At 63.0% G+C, this 24,058-nt stretch carries 30 protein-coding genes; 16 read left to right on the top strand and 14 right to left on the bottom strand.

Annotation, left to right across the window (positions count from 1 at the left end):
* Positions 1-102 precede the first annotated feature (102 nt).
* From KVF90_RS11360 to rpsD, 14 genes are all read left to right on the top strand, one after another.
* Complete coding sequence (locus KVF90_RS11360; protein ID WP_264391687.1) at positions 103-555, top strand: GatB/YqeY domain-containing protein; 453 nt, start codon at positions 103-105, stop codon at positions 553-555.
* A gap of 100 nt (positions 556-655) precedes the next feature.
* A complete protein-coding gene (locus tag KVF90_RS11355) occupies positions 656-1,006 on the top strand; it encodes a GIY-YIG nuclease family protein (RefSeq protein WP_264391686.1) in 351 nt (116 codons plus the stop codon).
* Between the two features lie 6 nt (positions 1,007-1,012).
* Positions 1,013-2,896: a DNA primase gene (gene dnaG, locus KVF90_RS11350; RefSeq protein WP_264391685.1), complete on the top strand. Its 1,884-nt coding sequence runs from the start codon at positions 1,013-1,015 to the stop codon at positions 2,894-2,896.
* 82 nt (positions 2,897-2,978) lie between these two features.
* Entirely contained in the window at positions 2,979-5,012 is a 2,034-nt protein-coding gene (rpoD, locus tag KVF90_RS11345) for an RNA polymerase sigma factor RpoD (protein ID WP_264391684.1), read from the top strand.
* Positions 5,013-5,024: 12 nt separating this feature from the next.
* Positions 5,025-5,534, top strand: a complete 510-nt coding sequence (locus tag KVF90_RS11340) for a hypothetical protein (protein WP_264391683.1) — start codon at positions 5,025-5,027, stop codon at positions 5,532-5,534.
* Between the two features lie 121 nt (positions 5,535-5,655).
* On the top strand, positions 5,656-5,781 hold the full coding sequence (locus tag KVF90_RS11335) for an RpiB/LacA/LacB family sugar-phosphate isomerase (protein WP_264391682.1): 126 nt from the start codon (positions 5,656-5,658) through the stop codon (positions 5,779-5,781).
* Positions 5,782-5,910: 129 nt separating this feature from the next.
* Positions 5,911-6,561, top strand: coding sequence for a DUF2059 domain-containing protein (locus KVF90_RS11330; protein WP_264391681.1), 651 nt, complete (start codon positions 5,911-5,913; stop codon positions 6,559-6,561).
* Between the two features lie 73 nt (positions 6,562-6,634).
* Positions 6,635-7,114 carry a ribose 5-phosphate isomerase B gene (gene rpiB / locus KVF90_RS11325; protein ID WP_264391680.1) on the top strand — a complete coding sequence of 160 codons (480 nt, stop codon included), beginning with the start codon at positions 6,635-6,637 and terminating at the stop codon, positions 7,112-7,114.
* Entirely contained in the window at positions 7,111-8,436 is a 1,326-nt protein-coding gene (glyA, locus tag KVF90_RS11320) for a serine hydroxymethyltransferase (protein WP_319641021.1), read from the top strand. Before rpiB ends, glyA begins: the two co-directional genes overlap by 4 nt.
* A 13-nt stretch (positions 8,437-8,449) precedes the next feature.
* A complete protein-coding gene (locus tag KVF90_RS11315; RefSeq protein WP_264391679.1) occupies positions 8,450-8,671 on the top strand; it encodes a hypothetical protein in 222 nt (73 codons plus the stop codon).
* An 8-nt stretch (positions 8,672-8,679) separates the two neighbouring features.
* Complete coding sequence (nrdR, locus tag KVF90_RS11310) at positions 8,680-9,141, top strand: transcriptional regulator NrdR (RefSeq protein WP_264391678.1); 462 nt, start codon at positions 8,680-8,682, stop codon at positions 9,139-9,141.
* Positions 9,142-9,148: 7 nt separating this feature from the next.
* Positions 9,149-9,895 (top strand): RNA methyltransferase, encoded by a 747-nt coding sequence (locus KVF90_RS11305; RefSeq protein WP_264391677.1) that lies wholly within the window; start codon positions 9,149-9,151, stop codon positions 9,893-9,895.
* An 84-nt stretch (positions 9,896-9,979) separates the two neighbouring features.
* Positions 9,980-10,252 carry a hypothetical protein gene (locus tag KVF90_RS11300; protein WP_264391676.1) on the top strand — a complete coding sequence of 91 codons (273 nt, stop codon included), beginning with the start codon at positions 9,980-9,982 and terminating at the stop codon, positions 10,250-10,252.
* Between the two features lie 190 nt (positions 10,253-10,442).
* A complete protein-coding gene (gene rpsD, locus KVF90_RS11295) occupies positions 10,443-11,057 on the top strand; it encodes a 30S ribosomal protein S4 (RefSeq protein ID WP_264391675.1) in 615 nt (204 codons plus the stop codon).
* A 77-nt stretch (positions 11,058-11,134) separates the two neighbouring features.
* Here the strand turns inward: rpsD and KVF90_RS11290 are convergent, their stop codons facing one another.
* The 14 genes from KVF90_RS11290 to KVF90_RS11225 all read right to left on the bottom strand — a co-directional run bounded on the left by KVF90_RS11290 (position 11,135) and on the right by KVF90_RS11225 (position 22,861).
* Positions 11,135-11,446 (bottom strand): chorismate mutase, encoded by a 312-nt coding sequence (locus tag KVF90_RS11290; RefSeq protein ID WP_264391674.1) that lies wholly within the window; start codon positions 11,444-11,446, stop codon positions 11,135-11,137.
* A 53-nt stretch (positions 11,447-11,499) separates the two neighbouring features.
* Positions 11,500-13,524, bottom strand: coding sequence for an alpha/beta hydrolase family protein (locus KVF90_RS11285; protein ID WP_264391673.1), 2,025 nt, complete (start codon positions 13,522-13,524; stop codon positions 11,500-11,502).
* A 54-nt stretch (positions 13,525-13,578) separates the two neighbouring features.
* Positions 13,579-14,715, bottom strand: coding sequence for a tRNA guanosine(34) transglycosylase Tgt (tgt, locus tag KVF90_RS11280; protein WP_264391672.1), 1,137 nt, complete (start codon positions 14,713-14,715; stop codon positions 13,579-13,581).
* 109 nt (positions 14,716-14,824) lie between these two features.
* A complete protein-coding gene (locus KVF90_RS11275; protein WP_264391671.1) occupies positions 14,825-15,400 on the bottom strand; it encodes a hypothetical protein in 576 nt (191 codons plus the stop codon).
* A 162-nt stretch (positions 15,401-15,562) separates the two neighbouring features.
* Positions 15,563-16,330 carry an ABC transporter permease gene (locus KVF90_RS11270; protein WP_264391670.1) on the bottom strand — a complete coding sequence of 256 codons (768 nt, stop codon included), beginning with the start codon at positions 16,328-16,330 and terminating at the stop codon, positions 15,563-15,565.
* The gene (locus KVF90_RS11265) at positions 16,330-17,271 is read right to left on the bottom strand and encodes an ABC transporter ATP-binding protein (RefSeq protein ID WP_264391669.1); all 942 of its coding nucleotides are present in this window, start codon (positions 17,269-17,271) and stop codon (positions 16,330-16,332) included. The genes KVF90_RS11270 and KVF90_RS11265 overlap by 1 nt, the downstream gene beginning before the upstream one ends.
* A gap of 56 nt (positions 17,272-17,327) precedes the next feature.
* Entirely contained in the window at positions 17,328-17,651 is a 324-nt protein-coding gene (locus KVF90_RS11260; RefSeq protein ID WP_264391668.1) for a hypothetical protein, read from the bottom strand.
* A gap of 48 nt (positions 17,652-17,699) precedes the next feature.
* The gene (locus tag KVF90_RS11255; protein ID WP_264391667.1) at positions 17,700-18,026 is read right to left on the bottom strand and encodes a hypothetical protein; all 327 of its coding nucleotides are present in this window, start codon (positions 18,024-18,026) and stop codon (positions 17,700-17,702) included.
* A 380-nt stretch (positions 18,027-18,406) separates the two neighbouring features.
* Positions 18,407-19,444 carry a tRNA preQ1(34) S-adenosylmethionine ribosyltransferase-isomerase QueA gene (queA, locus tag KVF90_RS11250; RefSeq protein ID WP_264391666.1) on the bottom strand — a complete coding sequence of 346 codons (1,038 nt, stop codon included), beginning with the start codon at positions 19,442-19,444 and terminating at the stop codon, positions 18,407-18,409.
* Between the two features lie 42 nt (positions 19,445-19,486).
* Positions 19,487-20,218, bottom strand: a complete 732-nt coding sequence (locus KVF90_RS11245) for a peptidylprolyl isomerase (protein WP_264391665.1) — start codon at positions 20,216-20,218, stop codon at positions 19,487-19,489.
* 85 nt (positions 20,219-20,303) lie between these two features.
* Positions 20,304-20,816 carry a pantetheine-phosphate adenylyltransferase gene (gene coaD / locus KVF90_RS11240; protein WP_264391664.1) on the bottom strand — a complete coding sequence of 171 codons (513 nt, stop codon included), beginning with the start codon at positions 20,814-20,816 and terminating at the stop codon, positions 20,304-20,306.
* Between the two features lie 36 nt (positions 20,817-20,852).
* A complete protein-coding gene (locus KVF90_RS11235) occupies positions 20,853-21,617 on the bottom strand; it encodes an AIM24 family protein (RefSeq protein ID WP_264391663.1) in 765 nt (254 codons plus the stop codon).
* Between the two features lie 42 nt (positions 21,618-21,659).
* Positions 21,660-22,571 carry a polyprenyl synthetase family protein gene (locus KVF90_RS11230; RefSeq protein ID WP_264391662.1) on the bottom strand — a complete coding sequence of 304 codons (912 nt, stop codon included), beginning with the start codon at positions 22,569-22,571 and terminating at the stop codon, positions 21,660-21,662.
* Positions 22,572-22,576: 5 nt separating this feature from the next.
* On the bottom strand, positions 22,577-22,861 hold the full coding sequence (locus tag KVF90_RS11225; protein WP_413676985.1) for an exodeoxyribonuclease VII small subunit: 285 nt from the start codon (positions 22,859-22,861) through the stop codon (positions 22,577-22,579).
* Positions 22,862-22,935: 74 nt separating this feature from the next.
* On the opposite strand from KVF90_RS11225, the gene KVF90_RS11220 reads away from it, so the two are divergent.
* Both KVF90_RS11220 and KVF90_RS11215 read left to right on the top strand, forming a co-directional pair.
* Positions 22,936-23,349, top strand: coding sequence for a DUF2177 family protein (locus tag KVF90_RS11220; protein ID WP_264391661.1), 414 nt, complete (start codon positions 22,936-22,938; stop codon positions 23,347-23,349).
* 16 nt (positions 23,350-23,365) lie between these two features.
* Positions 23,366-24,040 carry a hypothetical protein gene (locus tag KVF90_RS11215; RefSeq protein ID WP_264391660.1) on the top strand — a complete coding sequence of 225 codons (675 nt, stop codon included), beginning with the start codon at positions 23,366-23,368 and terminating at the stop codon, positions 24,038-24,040.
* The last annotated feature ends 18 nt before the right edge of the window (positions 24,041-24,058 follow it).

Raw genomic sequence — 24,058 nt, 5'->3', positions numbered from 1 at the left:
AAGTTTTGCCCGCTAGGCCCCTCGCCCCCCCGCGTCAACCTAGGCTTGGGCCACTAATTGCGTTAGGGGCGCGCGCACCAATTCAATCCACAGGAAACACCGATGATCCGTGACGAAATCAAAGCCGCAACCATCACCGCGATGAAGGCCGGCGAGAAGGACCGCACCGCCGCGCTCCGCCAGATCAGCGCCAAGATCAAGGACCGCGACATCGAGGAACGCACTTCGGGCAAGTCGATTCCGGACGACGAGCTGGTGGTGAGCGTGCTCCAGAAAATGGCCAAGCAGCGCCGCGAATCGATCGAGATGTATGATGCCGGCGGCCGCGCGGAACTCGCCGCGGTTGAGCGCGCCGAACTCGCCGTGATCGAGGAATTCCTGCCCCAGATGCTGAGCGAGGCCGAAACCGCCGCCGCCATCGAGGCGATCAAGGCGGAGACCGGCGCGTCGACCATGAAGGACATGGGCACCGTCATGGCCGAACTGAAGGCCCGCCACGGCGCGGTGCTCGACGGGAAGCTGGCGAGCACGCTGGTGAAGGCGGCTTTGAGCTAGGGTTTTCCCTATTCCGTTCGTGTCGAGCGTAGTCGAGACACCCTTGCGGGTACGCGTTGCCCTCTCGACTTCGCTCGAGGCGAACGGTTATGAGTGATTGATGGCCTTCTGGTGCTACATACTTCACTGTTCTGACAGCAAATATTACACCGGCCATACCGACAATCTCGAACGCAGGCTCGCTGAACATTACCATGGCGGCTTCTGCGAATTCACGTCAAAGCGCCGTCCCGTCACGTTGATCTGGGCCCAAGACTTTCCGACGCGCCATGAAGCTTTGGCTGCCGAGTTCGTAGTGAAGAAGTGGTCACGCGCAAAGAAAGAGGCATTGGCTCGGTCCGATTGGGCAAGCGTGTCTCATTTCGCCAAGCCACCTTCCGAACGATCCACAGGCACTCCACCGGAAGGTGTCTCGACTTCGCTCGACACGAACGGTGATGGGGGGCAGTAGAGGCCCATGGCCATCACCCCGCAATGGAAGGACGAGCTGCGTGCGCGGATCACGCTGTCGACGCTTGTCCAGCGGTCGGTCAAGCTGACGCGGGCGGGACGCGAGTGGAAAGGGTGCTGCCCGTTCCATGAGGAAAAGACGCCCAGCTTCTACGTCAACGACCAGAAGCAGTTCTACCACTGCTTCGGTTGCGGGGCGCATGGCGATGCGATCAGCTGGATGGTCGACCAGCAGGGCCTCCAGTTCATGGATGCGGTTAAGGAACTGGCGGGCATGGCCGGGATGGAAGTCCCTGCCCCCGATCCCGTCATGGCCAAGCGCGCCGAACAACGCGCCAGTCTGATCGACGTGACCGAAGCGGCGCAGAAGTTCTTCGTCGAGAGCCTGAGCGGCCCATCCGGCAACGCGGCACGGGACTACCTCCAGCGGCGGGGATTCTCCCCGCAGGTGATGTGCGAATTCGGCTTCGGCTGGGCGCCGGATGATCGGCAGGCGCTCCCCAAGGCGCTGAGCGCATTCGGCGAGGATATGCTGGAAGGCGCTGGCATGCGCGCGGCCAATGAACAGGGCGAGCGATACGACCGCTTCCGCGGCCGTGTCATGCTCCCCATCCAGGACGCGCGCGGGCGGGTGATCGCCTTCGGCGGGCGCATTCTCGACAAGCGGGATGGGGTGGCGAAGTACCTCAACTCTCCCGACACCGATCTCTTCGACAAGGGCCGCACGCTCTACAACCTCCACCGCGCTGCGCCCGCCGCGCGCCAGACCGGGCGCGTGGTGGTGGTTGAGGGCTACATGGACGTGATCGCGCTCGCCAATGCGGGGATTGCCGATGCGGTCGCCCCGCTCGGCACGGCGCTGACCGAGATGCAGCTCGAACTGCTGTGGCGCATGGTCGATGCGCCGGTGCTGTGCTTCGATGGCGATGCGGCGGGACAGAGGGCGGCGATGCGGGCAATTACGCGCGCGCTGCCCATGCTGGCGCCGATGCGCTCGCTCAGCATTGTGCGATTGCCTGCCGGGCTCGATCCCGATGACCTGATCAAGGCGCAGGGCAAAGCGGCGATGGAACGGCTGCTGGCCAGCCCCGCCAGTCTCATCGACACGCTGTGGGAGTTCGAACGCGACGCCCAGCCCCTCGCCACGCCCGAGGCCAAGGCGGGCCTCAAGGCGCGGCTGATGGCGCATGTCGAAACCATCGCCGATGCCGAGATCAAATCGCTCTACCGGCGTGAGCTTTCCGACCGCTTCTCGGAATTTGCCTACCCGCCGCGCGCGCCCCGGCCTGCGATGCAAGCGGGCCAGCGCACGTTTCAGGCGGGGGGACAGCGCGGGCCGTGGAAGGGCGTGCCGATGCCGCCACCCGGCCTGTCGGAAGGCGCACGCGCGCAGCTTTCGCAGATGATGGCCGGCGGGCAGCGGCATGGCCTGGTCACTGCTGTTCTGGCAGGCCTTGCGCGCTATCCGGCACAGATTCCGCGCCATGCCGAGGCGCTTTCCAGCCTTGCCCGGCTTGACCGCGAAGCCGCCCCGTTGATCGAATCGCTGTTCGAACTTGCAGAAACGCTTGATTCGTCCGCGCCAACCGCCATATGCAACGCGCAAGGCCAACCCGCCCCGTCGGCAGATATCCGCTACGCCTTCATTGACGAAGGCAACGATCCCGACGCTGCGTGCGAGGAACTGGCTGAAGCTGTGTCGCTGCTGGTCGAAAGGCCGGCACTGGAGGCTGCGCTTGCGGCCACCATTGCTCGTTTCGACAACGATCCGGAAGGGTCGTTTGCCGAACAGACCCGCCTGCGCGCACAGCTCATGGCAGTTGAAGAACGGCTCAAGGCCTTCGGGCGTCGCAAGGCGGCACCGTTGGCAACCGATAGCGATACCGCCTGACCGGCGGACATGGGATTAACGGGTGGCATGCGGGCTGTGCGCACAGCGGCAGGCCAACCCCATAACGGATTGATACGAGTTTATGGCCGAGAAGGAAGATGCTCCGCTGATCGATCTCAATGAGGCTTCGATCAAGAAGCTGATCAGCAAGGCGAAGAAGCGCGGCTATGTCACCTATGACGAGCTGAACGAAGCGCTGCCTTCGGGCGAGATGAGTCCCGACCAGATCGAGGACATCCAGACCGCGCTGTCCGAAATGGGCGTGCAGATCGTCGAAAGCGATGAAGACGCAGAGGCCGAAGCCGAGGGCGAGGACAGCGAAAGCGAAGATGTCGTCGCGGACGACGAGGATGATGATGACGACGGCGAGAAAAAGGGCCCTGCCAAGGATGCCCGCGCCGGCAATCGCAAGCTCGTAACCGGCGAGCGCACCGATGATCCGGTGCGCATGTATCTGCGCGAAATGGGCGCGGTGGAACTGCTCAGCCGCGAAGGCGAAATCGCCATCGCCAAGCGCATCGAAGCCGGGCGCGACATGATGATCATGGGCCTTTGTGAAAGCCCGATCACCTTCCACGCAATCATCCAGTGGTCCGAAGCGCTCAACAACGGCGACATGCAGCTGCGCGAGATCCTCGATCTTGACGCGATGCTCTCCAAGGAACCCCCGGCCGACAAGATGGCCGAGGGCGCCGAGGATGACGACGACGACGGCGAAATCTCCGAAGCCACCGCCGGCCCGACGATCCGCGAGGACGATGAAGTCGCGGACGAGCCCGAAGCTGACGCCGATGAAGACGAGGACGGCGAAGGCCGCCCCAAGCGCGAAGAGGAAGAGGAGGAGGACAACACCCTCTCCCTCGCCCAGATGGAAGCCGCGCTGAAGCCCGAGGCGCTCGAGCGTTTCGCGCGCATCACCTCGCTGTTCAATGCCTTTGAAAAGCTGCAGGGCGAGCGGGTCGAAACGCTGGCGATGGGCAATGCCTTCCCGGCCGCCAAGGAAGGCAAGTACGAGCAGCTGCGCGAAGACCTCACCGCCGAGGTCGAGTCCGTGCAGTTCCACGCGACCAAGATCGAATTCCTCGTCGACAACCTCTATGCCTTCAACCGCCGGTTGACCACGCTGGGCGGGCAGATGCTGCGTCTGGCCGAGCGTCACAAGGTCAAGCGCGTCGACTTCCTCACCGCGTATGTCGGCAACGAGATGGACGACGCCTGGATCAAGGAACGCGCCAAGAAGGACAAGAAGTGGGCCGCCTTCGCCGAGCGCGAAGAGGACGCGATCGAGCGCATCCGTTCCGAAATCGCCGACATTGCCGCGCAGACCGGCATGAGCCTCACCGAGTTCCGCCGCATCGTCAACATGGTGCAGAAGGGCGAACGCGAGGCACGCATCGCAAAGAAGGAAATGGTCGAGGCGAACCTGCGTCTGGTGATCTCGATTGCCAAGAAGTACACCAACCGCGGGTTGCAATTCCTTGATCTTATTCAGGAAGGCAATATCGGGCTGATGAAGGCGGTCGACAAGTTCGAATACCGCCGCGGCTACAAGTTCAGCACCTACGCCACGTGGTGGATACGGCAGGCGATCACCCGTTCGATCGCCGATCAGGCGCGCACCATCCGTATTCCGGTGCACATGATCGAAACGATCAACAAGCTGGTGCGCACGAGCCGCCAATTCCTCCACGAGGAAGGCCGCGAGCCGACCCCTGAGGAAATGGCGCAGCGCCTCTCCATGCCGCTCGAGAAGGTGCGCAAGGTGATGAAGATCGCCAAGGAGCCGATCTCTCTCGAAACGCCGATCGGCGACGAGGAAGACAGCCACCTCGGCGATTTCATCGAGGACAAGAACGCGATAATCCCCGTGGATGCCGCGATTCAGGCGAACCTCAAGGAAACCGTCACCCGCGTGCTGGCGTCGCTCACCCCGCGTGAAGAACGCGTGCTGCGCATGCGCTTCGGCATCGGGATGAACACCGATCACACCTTGGAAGAAGTCGGCCAGCAGTTCTCGGTGACCCGCGAACGTATCCGCCAGATCGAAGCCAAGGCGCTGCGCAAGCTCAAGCACCCGAGCCGGTCGCGCAAGATGCGGTCGTTCCTGGATCAGTAGAGCGCAGACCGCATGGCTGATAATGCGTTGTCTGACGCAGGCGCAGAGCGGGCGTTCAACGTCGGCTATCGCGCCCTGATGCCTGTAGTGGCTATCTTTGCTGTGCTTGCAATTCTTCCGATCATGAGTTTGCACGAGCTGCTTACGACGGGGACCATCGATTTGGACGCTGTTGGGCAAGGATCTAGAAAGACGCCAACCTGGATATCCTATCTGGTCGGATGGGGCTGTTTCCTTCTCGTGCTTGTCGCAAATCCCTTCCGGAAGTACTTCACACGCCCGGAGATGTTCAGACTAGGACCTCAGGGCATTACCTTAAGCGGCGTAAATCTTGCACCGGACGAGGTGCTGGGCTTTGGGGTTTCGCCTCTCCGCGGTTTTGTACTGCATTCTTCCCGTGGCGATTTTCCAATCCATCCTTGGTTGATTAAGGGGGCCACCAGAGCGCTAGCTGAGGCTTTTCCGAATGTCGCTTGGCACACGCGCAAGGAAGAGTGGCCCAGTTGGCTATTGGGTGAATGAGAAATCTTACTCTGCGAGGAAAACGTACCCTCGCTGCACCGTCCGCGGCCCATTGAGCCAACCGTCGGAAAAGCCTCGGCCAAGGGTGGAGAATCTCTCCCCTAGCGCCAATGGACCTGTCATGCGTATCGCCATCGCCTCCCACCAAAACGGAATCCAACTGAAGGCCGATCTCACCGAATGGCTGATCCAGGAAGACCCCGAAGTCGCCCACTTCGGGACAGACCCCGGGCAGAGCGTCGCTTAACCTGTGTCACCCTCGCCCGGATCAGCGAGCCAATCTGCACTGGTACACTGCGCGATAGGCTGAAATTCCGGTGTGGCTGCTAGGCGGGTCAGCACCATGCCTTCGCAACCTTCCCCTTGGAAAATCGCAATGCCTTGCAACCTGCGTACCGTATTCTTCGCAACCGTCCTGATCCTCGCGCCCTCCGCCGCCCACGCGCAGGCAAGCAAGGACGAGTTGGCAGAGTTCGAAGACGCCCGCGTGATCGTTCAAGCGGTTGTGCCGGAAACCGGTCGGACTGCGAGCCTGCAAGGGGTCATGAAGGCGATCGGATCGCAGATGGTGCAGTCGGGGTTGATGGACGCCAGAGATCCCGGGATGGCTCGCCTTTTCGACGAATTCATGGCCGAACTTCCTAACCGTTTGCGACCGGCCATTGATGCCTTCGGTATCGAGATGGCCGATGCAATGGCACAGGCCTATGTCCGCGAATTCTCCGCCAGCGAGCTGCGGGATATCCGCAAGTTTGCGCAAACGCCCGCCGGGAGCCATTATCTCGGTGCGAGCATGAAGATGCTGGAAGACCCCGCGGTTGCCGTGGTCAACCAGCGCTTTCTGGCCTCTCTGGAAAGCAATCTCGACCCGATCATGGCGGACTGGGACCGGCGGATTGGTGAATACCGCGCACAGAAGCGGGCCAGCGCGGGTGATCCCGTACCGGTGATTGCGAACTATCCGCCCGTGAGTGCTCCCGCGCCAGCGCCAACCCTTCCGCCTGCCCCGCCCCAACCGCCCCGGTAAGGCGGGCGAGAGGGCAGGGAAAAAGACCTCCCAAGGGGTGGAGAATCTCTCCCCTAGCGCCTATAGGCCTGCCATGCGTATCGCCATCGCCTCCGACCATGCCGCCATCGAACTGAAGGCCGATCTCACCGAGTGGCTGATCGAGGAAGGCCACGAAGTCGCCGACCTCGGGCCGGAGCCCGGGCAGAGCGTCGATTATCCCGATTATGGCTACCGTCTGGCCGAGATCATCGCCGAAGGGACCGTCGAATACGGCATCGCCCTGTGCGGCAGCGGCATCGGCATTTCGATCAGCGTCAACCGCCACCCCCAGGTGCGCTGCGCGCTGGTCAGCGAACCCCTGTCCGCCGCCCTCGCGCGCGAACATAATGACGCGAATTGCATCGCAATGGGCGCGCGTCTCGTAGGGATCGAAATGGCCAAGTCCTGCGTTGCCACATTCCTAGACACCGAATTCGCCGATGCCGGCGATCCGGCCGGGCGCCACCAGCGCCGCGTCGGCAAGCTCGGCAAGCCCCCGTTCCAGCCTGATCATATCGAGACCCACCAATGAGCACTGCCCCGATTGATTTCGCCGCCCGCACGTCCGGCTCGCCGATGGACGGTTTCTGGCATGATGATCTTGCCCACGCCGATCCCGAGATCGCGGCGGCCATCGGCAAGGAACTCGCCCGCCAGCGCGATAAGATCGAGCTGATCGCCTCGGAAAACATCGCCTCGCGCGCAGTTCTGGAAGCCGCAGGCAGCGTCTTCACCAACAAGTATGCCGAGGGCTATCCGGGCAAGCGTTACTACGGCGGCTGCGACTATGCCGACGTGGTCGAGACGCTGGCGATTGATCGCGCCAAGGAACTGTTCGGCTGCAACTTCGCAAACGTCCAGCCCAACTCGGGTTCTCAGATGAACCAGGCGGTGTTCCTCGCCCTGCTCAATCCGGGCGACACCTTCATGGGGCTCGATCTGAACTCGGGCGGCCACCTCACCCACGGATCGCCGGTCAACATGAGCGGCAAGTGGTTCAACGTGGTGTCCTATGGCGTCTCCCGCGAGACCGAGACCATCGATATGGACGAAGTCGCCACCAAGGCGCGGGAAAGCAAGCCGAAGATCATCATCTGCGGCGGCACGGCCTATTCGCGCACGTGGGATTTCCCCGCCTTCCGCGCCATCGCCGATGAAGTGGGCGCGGTGCTGCTGTGCGACATGAGCCACATCTCGGGCCTCGTCGCGGGCGGCGCGCACCCCTCGCCCTTCCCGCATTGCGACATCGTCACATCGACCACGCACAAGTCGCTGCGCGGCCCGCGTTCGGGCATCATCCTGTGGAATGACGAGAAGTACACCAAGCCGCTCAACATGGCGGTGTTCCCCGGCCTGCAAGGCGGCCCGCTGATGCACATCGTCGCGGCCAAGGCGGTCGCCTTCCGCGAGGCGCTGCGTCCGGAGTTCAAGACCTACGCTCACCGCATCGTCGAAAACGCCCGCGCGCTCGCCGCGAGCCTTGAGGAAAACGGCCTGCGGATCGTCAGTGGGGGGACCGACAACCACTCGATGCTGGTCGATCTCACCGCGAAAGACGTGACCGGCAAGGACGCCGAAAAGGGCCTCGATCGCGCTTGGCTGACTTGCAACAAGAACGGCATCCCCTTCGACAGCCGCTCGCCCTTCGTGACCAGCGGCATCCGCTTGGGAACCCCCGCCGGCACCACCCGTGGCTTTGGCCCGGAAGAGTTCCACACCGTTGGCAAGTTGATCGCCGAAGTGGTTGAAGGTCTTTCCAAAAATGGCCCCGAAGGTGACGCGCAGATCGAAGAGAGCGTTCGCCAGCGGGTCGCCACATTGTGTGCCGCCTTCCCCGTCTATCCCGGAATGTAAGGAAGCAATTGCCATGAACGATCAGAACCCCGGCCAAGGCCCCGATTGGGTTGAAGACGTGAAAGTCGAAGTGACCGGCATGGCCAAGGAGGGCTTCAATCACCCTTCGACCGCACCGGTCCTGACGGGAGCGGCCGTGGGCGCGGTGGCCGGTTGGCTGCTGCCGATCGTTTCGCTGCCGATCGGCTTGATTGCGGGCGCAGGCTTCATGCTTTATCAGCGGATCAAGAAATAACCCTCTGAATGCGCTGCCCCTTTTGTGCCCATGATGATACCCAGGTAAAAGACAGCCGCCCGACCGAGGACAATGCCTCGATCCGGCGGCGGCGTCAGTGTTCGTCCTGCGGGGCGCGCTTCACCACCTTTGAACGCGTGCAATTGCGCGAAGTGGTGGTGGTGAAATCCGGGGATCGACGCGAGCCTTTTGATCGTTCGAAGCTGGAACAGTCGGTCGCGCTCGCCAGTCGCAAGCGGGGGATCGATCAGGAACGGCTCGACCAGCTGATTTCCGGCATCCAGCGGCAGGTCGAAACCTCGGGAGAGGCTGAGGTGCCCTCCTCGCATATCGGCGAGCTGGTGATGGAAGGTCTGCGGCAGATCGATTCGGTTGCCTATATCCGCTTCGCATCGGTCTATCGCGATTTCTCCGAAGCGCGCGACTTCGAAGAATTTGCCAGCACCGTCCAGCAAGCCGCGAAAGAATAACGACAAGATGGCCGACCTCAACAAGCCGGTGATCGTGCTGGTGCGCCCGCAGCTGGGCGAGAACATCGGCAAGGCGGCGCGCGCGATGCTCAATTTCGGGCTGACCGAGATGCGGCTGGTCTCCCCGCGTGATGGCTGGCCCAACCCTTCGGCGGGGCCTGCCGCTTCGGGCGCGGATATGGTGCTGGAACAGGCCAAGGTCTACGAGACGACGGCGGAGGCGGTTGCCGACTGCGCGCATGTCCATGCGACCACGGTGCGCAAGCGCGGCGTGACGAAGCCGGTGATCGGCGCGGATGAGGCCGGGCGCTTGGTGCACACCCAGCCCGGAAGGCACGCGATCCTGTTCGGCCCCGAACGCTCGGGCCTGGAGACCGAGGACGTGGCGCTCGCCCGCAACATCCTCACCATCCCGATCAATCCGGAATTCGGCTCGCTCAACCTCGCGCAGGCGGTGGTGCTGGTGTCCTACGAATGGGCGCGGCTTGGGCGCGAGCTGGCGAATGCGGACGAAGTGCTGGTTCAGCCCACCGTCGAGGAGATTCTCCCCCCTGCCCCGCAGGAAGAGCTTGAAGGGCTGGTCGCGCATTTCGAAAAGCTGCTCGAACCGCTCGGCTATTTCTTCCCGGAGATCCGTGCCGAGGCAACCCGCCGCACGCTGCGCGGGGTGCTGACCAAACCCGGCTGGAACCACCTTGAAGTGCGCACCTTGCGCGGTGTCCTGAGCACCATCGAGCGCAACCGCCGGGACTGACGTCGTTCGTCGAATGGGGTTGGACAGCGGGCTGCCATCGGTTAGGCACTGCCCTTCCCCGCCTCCAAACAAGTGAGATTGCTGATGATTTCCCTGCGCCGCTTCCTGCTGGCCTGTGCCGGCGGCATGCTGCTTATGCCCTTCGCCGCAGCGGCCCAATCCGAGGATCAGCCGCAGACCCCTGCGCCCGCCACTGAAAGCCCTGCCCCGAAACCCGATGGCGAAGCAGCCAAGGAACAGGTCGACGAGGGCGAAAAGCGTGTGTGCAAGTCTGTCAGGGCCGATCCTTCGAGCCGCCGCAAGACCCGGGTCTGCCGCACGGTCGAAGAATGGCGCAACCTCAACGTCCCGCTCTGACGTAACCGCGCAGGCAAACGGCGCGCACAAAGCTTGACGCAACGGCCTATCCTGCTATGCGCGCGCCTTCGCAAATGGGCCCTGCACCCCGGTGAAGCAGTGGCCGCATCCCGCCCTTTGGGTCGTGATGGAGCGATGCCGGGTTGAATGCTCACCATTGGGGTGGGCCAGCACATTGAAGGATACGACTATGTCGAAGCGCAAAAGCGCCAAGTACAAGCTTGACCGCCGGATGGGCGAAAACATCTGGGGTCGCCCGAATTCCCCGGTGAACAAGCGTTCTTACGGCCCCGGCCAGCACGGTCAGCGTCGCAAGGGCAAGATGAGCGATTATGGCCTGCAGCTGCGCGCCAAGCAGAAGCTCAAGGGCTATTACGGCGAAGTCACCGAAAAGCAGTTCAAGAGCACCTATGCCGAAGCTTCGCGCCTCAAGGGTGACACCAGCCAGAACCTGATCGGCCTGCTCGAGCGTCGTCTCGACATGGTGGTCTACCGCGCCAAGTTCGCGCCGACCATCTTCTCGGCCCGCCAGATCGTCAGCCACGGTCACATCTATGTGAACGGCGTGAAGTGCAACATCGCATCGCGCCGCGTGAACGTCGGCGACGTGATCAGCCTCGGCAGCAAGGCCAAGGAAATGGCGCTCGTGATCGAAGCCCAGGGCCTCGCCGAGCGTGACATCCCTGACTACGTCATGCCCGATGGCACCGACAAGGTGACCTTCACCCGCGTGCCGAAGCTCGACGAAGTGCCCTACCCGGTGACGATGGAACCGAACCTGGTGGTGGAATTCTACTCGCGCTGATCCGCTTTCAGCGAATCGATACAAAAAGGGCGGCCCCGCAAGGCCGCCCTTTTTCGTTGGCGCCAGACTGACTGGGCTCAGACCCGCGTGCGGTCCCACTCGCCGAATTCGTAGGCGATCGACCCTTCGACAAGACGCTCCCAGATATCGCCCACCACATCGGCGGGGATGCCCTGCGCTTCCGCCTCGGCCACGGCGGCGGCGATGACGCTCGCCTTGCGGGCCTCGTCACGCACCGCATCGCGGGTCGGTTTGATCCGGGCGGCCGCGCGCATATAGCCGAACCGCTTGGCCAGCAGTGCCACCAGCTCGCGGTCAAGCGCATCGACCCCGGCGCGCACTTCCAGCATGGTGGTGCAGTCTTCAGGGTTCAGGGGAAGATCGGTCATGGCCAGCGCCCTAGGCGGTCAAACCGCCTCTTGTCGAGGGGGTTCCCGCCCCCTCACTTGCCCGCCAGCGCCGTGTCGAGAAAGCGCCCGATATCCGCCAGCATCTCCGCGCGCACCGCACTATCATCCAGCGCGTGCTGGAGATCGGCATATTCACGGTACGTCACCGATTTGCCCGCCGCCTTGAGCGCCCGCTCCATCGCCTGCGCGTGCCGGACATCGACATTGAGATCGCGCGTGCCGTGGTACAGTGCGACCGGCGCAGCGAACTTTTCGGCATGGCGGCGCGGGCTGCCCGAGGCCACGTGCGGCCCCTCACCCACATATTCGCGCACGAGCCGCGAATTGGTATATTCGCGCGCGTCATCGATCAGAAAGCCGAGGTCGGTAACCGGCGCTACCGCCACCACCGCCTTGAACAGCGCAGGATCGAGCACCTGCGATTGCAGCGCCGCATAGCCGCCATATGACCATCCGGCGATGGCGAGCTTGTCCGGCACAGCGATGCCTTCGCTCACCAGCCAGCGGCCCGCGTCATTCACGTCACCAATCGCCACTTCCCACGCCTTGAAGCCGTTGCGCCCGTACCATGCCTCGCCATAGCCGGATGAACCGCGGTAATTGGGCTGGAGCACGGCATAGCCCTTGGCCGTGAAGTACTGCACCAGCCAGTCGAAGCCCCATTCGTCGCGTGCCGCCGGGCCGCCGTGGGGGAGGACGATGGAAGGGAGACCCTTGCCGGTCGAGCCGGGCGGGAGGGTGAGGTAGGCGGGGATCATGGTTCCGTCGCGCGCCGGGTAGCTGACCGGCTTCATCGCGCCCATCGCCGCCCCTTCAAGCTGCGGGCGCAGCGGCAGCAGCGGCTCAAGCGCGCGGGCCTTGCGGTCGAACAGATAGACCATGCCGGGTTGCGTGTCGCTTGACGCAATCAGCAGCAGCTTCTGTTCGTCCGCACTGGCGCCGACAATGTTGACCAGCGGCTGATCGGGCAGCGCCTTGCCGAGATCGGCGGCGAGTTTGGCCAGTGCCGGATCGAAATAGGCGATTTCGCGCTTTTCCGTGGCATAGCTTGCGCCGACCACGCGGTTCTTGCGGCCGATCCGGATCAACCCGTCCACGTCGACATCGCCGCGCGCCATCAACAGTTTGCCCGCGCCGGTGCCGTCCAGCGCGACTTCGGCAATCGCGTCATAGCCGCCCTTGGTGATGAACCCGAAGGCGACATTGCGCGCGCTATCGACCGCCAGCGGGCTCATCCGTTCTACGGGCTGACCGTCGATCACCAAAGATTCGAGCGGCGACCAGCTGTTGCTGCCCGGCTTGCGGAAGAAATGGCGGAACACGCCGGTCAGGTTTCCATTCGGATCCTGCTGGGCCTGCGTCTTTATGCGCACCTGACCCTGTTCGTCGGCGATAAAGCGCCGTGTCGCATCGTCAGGCTGTTCGCGGATACGCCCTCGCCCGTTGGCCGTATCGACCAGCTCGGCCCCCAGTCCCCGCTTTTCATTGCCAAGCCGCGATCCGGTCGTCGCCTCAGGGATGAAGTTGCGGGTCATGAGGATCATGCCTTCCTCCCCCGCGACATCGAGGGCGAGGACATCACCGCCGAACTGGTTGAAGCCCAGAGAGCGTGAGGATTCGCGCTGGCTGATCATCCGGATATTGGTGCCGTCAGCATTCAGCGCGATCAGGCGGTCGAACGGGATCAGGATGCTCCCGTCGCCGCCGCCCATGCCGGAAAGCTGGCAGAGCAGACGTTCCTCGCTCGCCCATTCGCACGAATCGATGTCGACCACCTTCTCGCCATTGGTCAGCACCGGTTTGACCGCGGCATCGGCGGTCAAATCGATCACGTTGACGACCTCGGTGTGTCCCGGCCCGGCAGAAATGAAGACGATCTTGTTGCCCGAGGGAGAAAGGCTGATGTCGAGCACATCGGCGCGGGCACCGAAGCGGATCGCGGCTTCATCAGCCGTCTCCTGCGCCGCAACTGCGCCGCCTGCGCCAATGGTGGCAAGTGCGGTGCCCGCAAGCAGCAGGTTGCGCGCCGCCGATGCGGCTCTGTTTGCCAAATTCATGATTGCTCCCCAGGTTCTGCGATAAGGTGCAGACTAGCGGGGGTTAGGCAGGCTTCAAGCCCCCTGTCGCAGATAATCGCGCCGGAAGTCGCTGGCAAAGCGGGCGAATTCTCCTGCGGCGATGGCATCGCGCATGCCCTGCATCAGCGCCTGATAGAAGCACAGGTTGTGTTCGGTCACCAGCATAGCGCCCAGCATCTCGCCCGATTTGACGAGGTGGTGGATATAGGCGCGCGAGTATGTGGTGCAGACCGGGCAGGTGCAGCGCTCATCCAGCGGGCCGGTGTCCTCGGCAAAGCGGGCGTTGCGCAGATTGAGCGGGCCGTTCCAGGTGAACGCCTGCCCGTTGCGGCCCGACCGGGTCGGCAGCACGCAATCGAACATGTCGATCCCCCGCTCGACCGCGCCGACCAGATCGTCGGGCTTGCCGACACCCATCAGGTAGCGCGGACGATCCGCCGGCAACATGTCGGGCGCGTAGTCGAGCACGCCGAACATCGCCTCCTGCCCCTCACCCACCGCCAGCCCGCCGACCGCGTAGCCATCGAAGCCGATATCGGTGAGCTTGTCGGCGCTGATCCGGCGCAGGTCTTCGTGCAGCGCGCCCTGCTGGATGCCGAACAGCGCGGCGCGGGTTGCGTGCTCCTCGCCGCTGTCAAAGCCTTCGCGGCTGCGCTTGGCCCAGCGCATGGAGAGTTCCATGCTGGACGCGATCTCGTCGCGCGCGCGGTCTGCGCGGGGGCATTCATCGAAGGCCATGACGATATCGGAACCGAGCAGCCGCTGGATTTCCATGCTCCGCTCAGGCGTAAGCATGTGCTTTGACCCATCGAGGTGGCTGCGGAATTCGACACCCTGTTCGGTCAGTTTGCGCAGCTCGCTCAGGCTCATCACCTGATAGCCGCCGGAATCGGTCAGGATCGGGCGCTGCCAGTTCATGAATGTGTGGAGGCCACCCAGCCTGTCGACGCGCTCCGCACCCGGCCGCAGCATCAGGTGATAGGTGTTGCCGAGGATGATATCGGCGCCCGTCGCACGCACGGCTTCGGGCTTCATCGCCTTGACCGTGGCGGCCGTGCCGACCGGCATGAAGGCAGGCGTGCGGATTTCACCGCGCTGCATGGCAATCGTGCCGGTGCGCGCCTTGCCGTCAGTCGCATGGAGCGTGAAGGAGAAACGAGGGGCTGTCATTGGCCCCGCGCGCTAGCGAGACGGGGCGAAGCTGTCACCCCAAAAGCAAACGGGCCGCCCGCCATATTGGCGAGCGACCCGTCGAATGCTTTCAGATCAGATCAGACGATCAGAACTTGAAGCCGACGCCAACCGTGCCGCGCAGGGTGTCGAACGCGATGGTATCGACGTTGGCACGCAGGACGACCGAGCTGATCGGAACTTCAACGCCGACGCCGACGAGGTAGTCGCCAACAGTCGTGTCGAGACCGAATTCGTCTTCGTCGAAATCAGGGATGCCTGCCAGGTTGCCGGCGTCGAGGTCGACCCACTGGTAACCACCGCGGGCATAGATCTTCGCGCCGCCTTCGGTGCGGAAGCCGAGACGGGCCGAGGCGCCGTATTCTGCGTCGATCGGGCCGCTGCCGAACGAGGCGTTGCCTTCAACACCGGCAAACAGGCTGTTGCCGATCGGGAAGTCGACAGCAACGAAGCCGCCGTAGATTTCGCCGCTGTCGTCGATGTTCAGATCATCGAGGTCGCCATCGTCGGCGTCAAAATCGCCAAGGTCGATGCCGAGATCGTGAAGGCCGACGGTCGCGCCGATGGTCACATCAGGCTTGGTGGTGTCAGTCTGTGCCTGAGCGGCGGTCGGGAGCGCGATGGCGCCCATCGCTGCCATGGTGGCAAGTGCGATCTTCTTCATGGGGGTTTTTCCTTACTGTTGCCCGGCCGCGGGGGAAGCGGCACGTGGCACTCATGTAGGAATCAAAGACTTGCTGCGCAATGAACGAACAGACAGGTTGTCGTTAATGTCCGCCCAGCGGTGTATAGTGTCCGACAGACGACCTTGGTCGGATCGCGCGATTCACTCGCGTAAACGCCAACCTGTGCGGAAAATCACTGCAATTATAATGGTGCAAACCGTCAGAAAACCGAGGGTCAGCCCCAGCGACACCGCAATCGGCACGTCGGACACGCCGTAGAAGCTGTAACGCAGTCCGCTGACCAGAAATGCGATCGGATTGGCCAGCGCAATGGCGTCCCACGGGGCGGGCAATTCGCGAATGGAATAGAAGGTTCCGCCAAGGAAGGTCAGCGGCGTGAGGATCAGCATCGGGATGATCCCGAGCTTCTCGAACGAATCCGCCCAGATGCCGAGGATGAACCCGAACAGCGCGAAGCTGGACGCGACCAGCATGATATACACCGCCGCGAGCAGCGGATGCGCGATCTCGTACTCCACGAAAAGCCGCGCCGTGCCGAGAATGATCGCAGCCAGAATAAGCCCTTTGGTAGCCGCCGCCCCGACAAAGCCGGTCAGGGTTTCAGCCACGCCCACAGGGGCGGAGAGCAGTTCGTAGATCGTACCGGTGAAGCGCGGCATGTAGATGCCGAAGCTCGCATTGCTGGTGGTCTCGCCCAGCAGGGTCAGCATCAGCAGGCCAGGGATGATGAACGCGCCGTAGGGCACGCCATCGATCGGTTCCATCCTTGCGCCTATCACCGATCCGAACACCACGAAGTACAGCGATGTCGTCAAGACCGGAGCCAGGATGGACTGGAAGGCTGTGCGGAAGGCGCGGGCCATTTCGCGCTGATAGATGGCATAGGCGCTGCGCAGGTTGAAATGCATCACGCCGCCTCCTTCTCGCCGAGCAGGCTGACGAAGATATCCTCGAGCGAGCTGTCATGGATGTCGAGGCTGGTATAGCCGATGCCTGCGCGGGTCAGCGCCTGTGCGAGCTGCGCAACTTCGGCGCGGCCCTTGCCCTCGCCATTGCCGCCGCGATAGGTCAGCCGCGTGCCGCCCTGGCTCAATTCGGCCGCAAAGCCCGCCAGCGCGTCGGGCAAAGCGGCGAGCGGCGCGGAAAGTTCGATCACCGCTTCGGTGGTGCCGAGCCGCTCCATCATGGCGCTCTTCTCGTCGACCATGCGGATCCGCCCATGCTGGATGATGCCGACCCGATCGGCCATTTCCTCGGCTTCCTCGATGTAATGGGTGGTAAGAATGATCGTCACGCCGCGTTCTTTCAGCGCCGCGATCTGTTCCCACATGTCCTTGCGCAGTTCGACATCGACCCCGGCAGTGGGTTCGTCGAGGAATAGCAATTCAGGCTCATGCGAGAGCGCTTTGGCGATCAGCACGCGCCGCTTCATCCCGCCGGACAGCGCGCGGATCTGCGAATCGCGCTTGTCCCACAGGGACAGGCTGCGCAGGATGTCTTCGATGCGCGCAGGGTCGCTCGGCTTGCCGAACAGCCCGCGCGAATAGGCGACTGCCCGCGACACGGTCTCGAACATGTCGGTAGAGAGTTCCTGCGGCACCAACCCGATCCGCGCCCGCGCCTTGCGCCAATCGCGCGACAGGTCCTGACCGAAAGCGGTGATCGTGCCTGCGGTGGGCCGCACCAGCCCGCATACCGCGCCGATCAGCGTCGTCTTGCCCGCACCATTGGGGCCGAGCAGCGCGAAAATCTCGCCCGCATGAATATCCAGATCAACCGAATCGAGCGCGCGAGTGCCGCCTTGATAGGTCTTGGTAAGGCCGCGGATCGAAAGGATAGGTTCGCTCATGCCACCCGATTAGGGGAGCATGAGCGAAGAGTCACCCGCGGATGGCGGAGCCCGGCCTAGCCGACCGAGTTGAGCACCAGCGAATTGTCCAGCGTGGTGCCGCTGATGGTATAATTCGCCGTCACCGAGCTGGACGAATCAAAGATGAACACCTGGTTCGCCTCATTGTCGCTGCCCCACACTACGAAGGCATAGAGCGACACCATCGCGCCGTTGGGAACGCCGAATTCGCCGGGGCTGGCCGTCTTCTTCTGGCCGAGCGGAATGTCGCCCGTGCCATCCTTGTGGATCTTGTTGCCGTCGTCGTCCCAATAGACAAACTGCAACTTCGTCACGAACCCGCCCTGGTTGAACAGCGAAAAGTTTCCAATCTTCTGCATGATAATACTCCGTTTTCCGACTTGCGTATGAGAAGCGGTCAAGGGGGGTCAGGTGGAAAGGCCTTCGAAGCCGAGGCTGTTGTCGAGCGTGGTGCCGCTGATCGTGTAATTGGCGGTGGTGCCGTTGCCCTTCGAATATTGGAAGAACTGGGCGCCCGTGTTGTCCTTGCCCCAGACAACGAAAGCATAGATCGCGACCGGCGAACCATCCGGCACACCGTAATCGCCGGGGTCGGCAGTCTCGCTCTGACCGAGCGGGAAGGAACCCGTACCGTCAACGTGGATCTTTTCGCCACTGGTGTTGACGTAAACGAACTGCAATTTGACTGCGAAACCGCCGTTATTCTTGAGTGAGAACTTTCCGACTTGCTTCATGACATTGCTCCCAGTTGGTTGCATCTGGCAGGCGCAAATATCCACACACTGCATTTCACGAAGAAATGCAGAGCAAGGCATCTAATATTACGAATTTGCGACCACTAGAGACCTTGAATAAATAATATTATCCAAAGCGAATCAAATATATTGTAGCGATTTCAATGAGTCAACAAGGCGCTACAAGTGGACAAACAGGCGTTACTGTTAGTTAAATTGTGAAATCAGCTTTGCTAATGACAACCCTGATCGCGCAATAGATGGCCGCCACGTGAGCAACGCACGACAAAAAAGCATGCTAACGGCATGAAATTCCGACGCTCGAACGCGGCAGCAATGCCACGCGTAAATGCAGGAGCTGCCCATCGGCAGCTGCCCGGTCAGGGCAGCAGCAGCGAGGAATCACCATAGGAATAGAAGCGATACTCGTTTGCGATGGCATGCTCGTATGCCGCCAGCATCCGCTCGCGCCCCATCAGCGCGCTGACCAGCATCATCAGCGTCGATTTGGGCAGATGGAAATTGGTCATCAAGCCATCGACTGCCTTGAGCTTGTAGCCGGGCGTGATGAAAATCGCGGTATCGCCCGCGAAAGGCTGGATGATGCCGTTCGCGTCAACCGCGCTCTCCAGCAGGCGGAGCGACGTGGTGCCGACGGCGATGATCCGGCCGCCCTTGGCCCGCGCTTCATTGAGCTGGCTGGCGGTCTCTGCCGAAATGCGACCGAATTCGGCATGCATCTGGTGGTCGTCGGTGTCGTCCGCCTTCACCGGCAGGAAGGTGCCCGCACCCACGTGCAGCGTCAGCATCGCGCGGCCGATCCCGGCGGCGTCGATCGCATCGACCAATCTTTGCGTGAAATGCAGCGAGGCGGTGGGGGCCGCGACGGCCCCTTCCTCGCGCGCGAACATCGTCTGGTAATCCTCCAGGTCCTGCGCATCGACCCCGCGCTTGGAGGCGATATAGGGAGGCAGCGGCATGGTACCCGCGCGGTCGAGCAGCACTTCGACCGGCTCGTCGCCTTCGAAGAACAAAGTGAGCGAACCATCGGCATGGCGCACCTCGGCGATGGCTGTGACGCCGCCGCCGAACACGAGCTGATCGCCCTCCTTCACCCGCTTGGCATTGCGGATGAAAGCCTGCCAGCGGCGCAGGTCTAGCCGCTTGTGAAGGGTCGCGCCGATTTTGGCCTCGCCGTCAGCACGGCGGCCCTCCAGCTGGGCGGGGATCACGCGAGTGTCGTTGAATACCAGCACATCGCCGGGGTTCAGGAGCTTGGGCAAATCGCGCACGCCCATGTCGCCGAAAGGCGCATCAGCGCCGCGCACCACCAGCATGCGCGCGGAATCGCGGGGCCGGACCGGTCGCAGCGCGATGCGCTCTTGCGGCAGTTCGAAATCGAAGAGGTCTACTTTCATGGCGCGCGCCCCTAACCCGAAGGGCGCGCCCGCGAAAGGACTTTAGGGCAGCGGCGCGTTCAGCATGTCCACCGAGATCGGCGCATCTGCTGCCGGGGCGGGCGGTGGCGGCGGGGCCTTGTTGTCCGAAGCGATCGAGGCCTGGACGATAAAGGTCGGCGCCGCAGGCGGTTCGCCGCGCGTGATGGCGTCGACCGCCTCCATGTTCTCGATCACGCGGCCAAGATTGGTGTACTTCTTGTCGAGGCTGAAGCGCGGGTAGAAAACGATGAAGAACTGGCTGTTCGCGCTGTCATCCGATGCGGCGCGCGCCATCGACAGCGTGCCCCGCACATGCGGCATCGGATTGAACTCGGCCTTCAGATCGGGAAGCTCGGAGCCGCCCTGCCCCGTTCCGGTCGGATCGCCGCCCTGCGCCATAAAGCCGTCGATGACGCGGTGGAAGATCACCCCGTCGTAGAAGCCCGCACGCGTAAGCGTCTTGATCCGCTCGACATGGCCGGGCGCCCAGTCGGCCTGAAGCCGGACCTTGATCCGCTGCCCGTTCGACAGATCGAGCACCCAGATGTTTTCCGGGTCAGCCGTCACATCATAGTTGATGGGCGCATAGACTCGCACGGCGGTCGGAGCCGCTTCTTCCTCCTTGGGCGTTTCGGCATTGTCGCCGAAGGCCGTGGGCGGGGTGTCGTCCTTCTGTTTCTGGGCAAAGGCCGCTTGCGGTGCGGTCAGCAGAAACAGAGCGGCGAAGGCAGAGGCAAGCTTGGCTGTGGTCATGGTTCCATCCGGATTTGCGAGGCGTGTAGCCCCGCCGATCTGACACTGCAATGAATGATGCCGCGCTGCCGACAGGCTTCTGGCCTCAGTAATCGCCCTTCAGCCCCTGCTCGCGCACCCGGGCGACCACTTCCTCGCACACATCGGAGCTGACGAAATTGGCGATATCGCCGCCATAGACCGCGATTTCCTTCACCAGCTTCGACGCGATCGGCTGGAGCGAGACGTCGGCCATCAGGAACACGGTCTCGATATCGTCGTCGAGCTGCTGGTTCATCCCCGCCATCTGATATTCGTACTCGAAGTCGGCCACGGCGCGCAGGCCGCGGATGATGACATTCGCCTTCTGCTTCCGCGCGAACTTCACCAGCAGCGCGTTGAAGCCCACCACCTCAACATTGGTGAGGCCCATGCCTGCCACCTCGCGCTCGACCATGCGGAAGCGTTCCTCGGTCGAAAACATCGGGTTCTTCGAAGGGTTGGTGGTGACGCCGATGATCAGGTGATCGACCAGCTTCGATCCGCGCCGGATGATATCGGCGTGGCCCAGCGTGATGGGATCGAATGTCCCCGGATAGATTCCGATGCGGCGGCTCATGTCTGAAGACTTTCTGTTGTGCGGACGCGGCGAAGCTTAGGCGATCCGGGCCGAAGGCGTGACCCACACCGTGCCCGCGCCGCGCATCTTGTAGACGAAGCCCTCGCCCGACCGCAGCGCGCTGCGCAGGCCCTTGACCAGCGGGCCGATGGAGACTTCGAGCGAGGCGGAATACATCAGCATGAAATCGCCATCGACGACGACTTCCTGCCCGGGCTTCACCGAAATCTCGTCGATCTCGTGGACGGGAACCGGACTTTCGACCGCGAAGACGCCATGCCCCGAAATCTTCGGCTGGGCGAGGCCGTTACCGGACAGCATACCCTGAACCGACTTGTGCATATGGGTCGAAAGCGAGATTTCCTCCGCGCAGGCATAGAAAGCGCGGTCATCCAGCAGCAAGGCGTCCTGCGGGCCGTCCATCGTTGCCAAAATGAAGTGGCGGCGCACCGGTTCACACCAGATCGTGCCTGTCCCGGAATAGCGTGTGGCATGGGCGGATTCGCCAGTCGCGGCCGATGCAGCAGCGCGGGCGAAGAAGCCCTTGCCCGCCTCGTGCCGGATCACTTCGACGCTGAGATTGCCGTAGGAATATTGCAGCGCGCCCGGTTCGATCAATACGGCGGCGTTGTTCAGCTCAATCTCGAGCTGGTGCACATCGGTCGGCTCCGCGATGTAGTGCATCTGCCCTTCCACACCGGTAGGCAGCCCCCGCGCCACCATCTTCTTCTCGACGTAGCGATGCACCCGCATGGTCACACCGCCACGGGTTTCTTCCTGAATCATCTGCCGGAATGCCATGAGATATCTCCCCTCTGGTGCCTTGCCGAAGAATCGCCGCGGTTAGCGGTCGCGCTCCACGATATAGCGGGCGAGCGCACGCAGAATGTCAGCCTCGCTGCCGTAGGACGCGAGCCGTTCGATGGCCTGATCGACCAGCGCGCGGGCCTGTTCGCGCGCTTTGTCGACGCCCATCAGCGTAACGAAGGTCTGCTTGCCCTGCGTGTCATCCTTGCGCAGCGCCTTGCCCGCCTTTTCGATATCGCCTTCGACATCGAGCAGGTCATCGGCAATCTGGAAGGCGAGGCCAATATCGCGGGCATAGGCGCGCAAATGCGCCCTGCCCTGCGGCGCGACCTTGCCGAGGATCGCGCCCATTTCCACCGCTGCGGCAAGCAGGGCGCCGGTCTTCAACTGCTGGAGCCGGGTAATGGTGCGCAGATCATAGACCACGCCCTCCTCGTCGGCGACCATGTCCATCATTTGTCCGCCCGCCATCCCGCTCATGCCGCTGGCCTGACCGAGAGTCAGGATCAGCTCGCTACGGGTGAAGGGGTCTTCGCTGGTCGCATCATCGGCCAGAATTTCGAAGGCAAGCGCATGGAGCGCGTCACCGGCGAGCACGGCGGTCGCCTCGTCATAGACCTTGTGCAGCGTCGGCTTGCCGTGACGCAGATCGTCATTGTCCATGCAGGGCAGGTCATCGTGGATCAGCGAATAGACATGGATCGCTTCAATCGCTGCCCCGGCCCGCAGCGCCGCATCACGCGACACGCCGAACAGGCTGGCGGTGCTGCACACCAGCAACGGGCGCACACGCTTGCCGCCGCCCATCGCGGCGTAACGCATCGCTTCGACAAGCCGCGCGCTGGTGTCGTCCGGAACGGGGAGCAATGAATCGAAGACCGAATCGATCTCCGACTGGATGTTTCTGATCGCCTCGCCCAGCAAGGTTCCCTGCGTCTCTGCCAGCATTGCCCCTACCCTTCCGCGTCGAACGGCCGCGTACCGGTTGCCCGGCCATCGGCGGCAGTCACGATCCGTTCAATCCGCGCCTGCGCCGCGTCAAGCCGCTGCTGGCACGCCGCGCGCAGTGCCTCACCGCGTTCATAAAGGCTGATCGACTGGTCGAGCGGCACGTCTCCGCGTTCAAGCTGCTGCACGATGCTTTCCAGCCCCGCGAGCGCCTGTTCGAAGCTCATGCCTGCGATGTCCTGCCCTGCGGCAGCCGGTGATGAAGTGCCCTCGTCCATGGCGTGGAGCATTGACGGGGCCAGCGGGCGCGGTCAAGGCTGCCAGTACTGGGCGGGATCACGAAACTCTAAGGAACAGCCGGAATATGTTGAAGTGGATCATCGCCTATGGCGTCGCGGCCGTCTCGTTTCTGGCGTTTGACATCGTGTGGCTGCGCTGGGCGGCGGGCAATCTCTACAAGCCTGTGATCGGCGAGATCATGGCGGAAAAGTTCAACCCGGGTCCGGCCATCGCCTTCTACCTCATCTACATCGCCGGCATCACCTGGTTCGCGATCCGTCCCGGGCTTGAAGGCGGCGGCGTGCAGGCGGCGATGCTCAACGGCATCCTGCTGGGCGCGCTGTGCTATGCCACTTTCGACCTTACGTCGCAGGCGGTGATGAAGGTCTGGGCGACCCATATCTCCGTGCTCGACATCCTCTGGGGCGCATTCGTCACCGGCGCGGCGAGCGCGATTGCCACCTGGGCTGTGTTGCGCTTCGCTCCCGCCGCAGCCTGAGCCCCACGCACTTTTCATGTTCATCGGTCACTTCGCCCCCGCCTTTGTCGCCGCCGCCGTCAGCCCCGAGCGGCCGCGGCTGGGGATGATGTTCGTGGCGGCGCAGCTGGTCGATTGGGCCTTCTTCGCGCTCAGCATCATCGGGGTCGAGCATATGCGCCTCGCCCCCGGATCGAGCGTGATGATGCCGATTGATTACTATGACATGCCCTATACCCACAGTCTGATCGGGACGGTGATCTGGGCCGCAGCCTTCGTTGGAATTGTCGCTGTGCATCAGCGGAACATCCGGCTGGGCGCGTTGGCGGGTCTGGTCGTGTTGTCGCACTGGCTGCTCGACTGGCTGGTGCACGTGCCTGATCTCACCATCGACGGCACGCCGCCGAAGCTGGGGCTGGGCCTGTGGGATATGCCTGCTGTTGCGATCCCGCTCGAACTCGCCGTGACGCTCGGCGCCTTTGCCTTCTACCTGCGCCGCACGCGCGGTCCGGCCGGGCCGCCCGCGATTCTGATCGGCGTGATGCTGCTGCTGCAAGCCTTCAGCTGGTTCGGCCCGCACCCTTCAAGCGCCGGGATGTTCTTCGCCTTACAGGCATTGCTGGCGTTCGCCGTGATGACCGCTCTGGCCGCATGGGTCGGGGAGAATCGCTGGTTCAGGAAACGCGGCGGCTTGGCCTTGTCCGCGCGGTAATCTAGGGGGCCTCGCAAG

Origin of the sequence: Porphyrobacter sp. ULC335, assembly GCF_025917005.1 — a bacterium.
Lineage (GTDB): Bacteria > Pseudomonadota > Alphaproteobacteria > Sphingomonadales > Sphingomonadaceae > Erythrobacter.
Note: the sequence above shows the minus strand (reverse complement) of the source record. Positions and strands in the feature narration are given on the sequence as shown.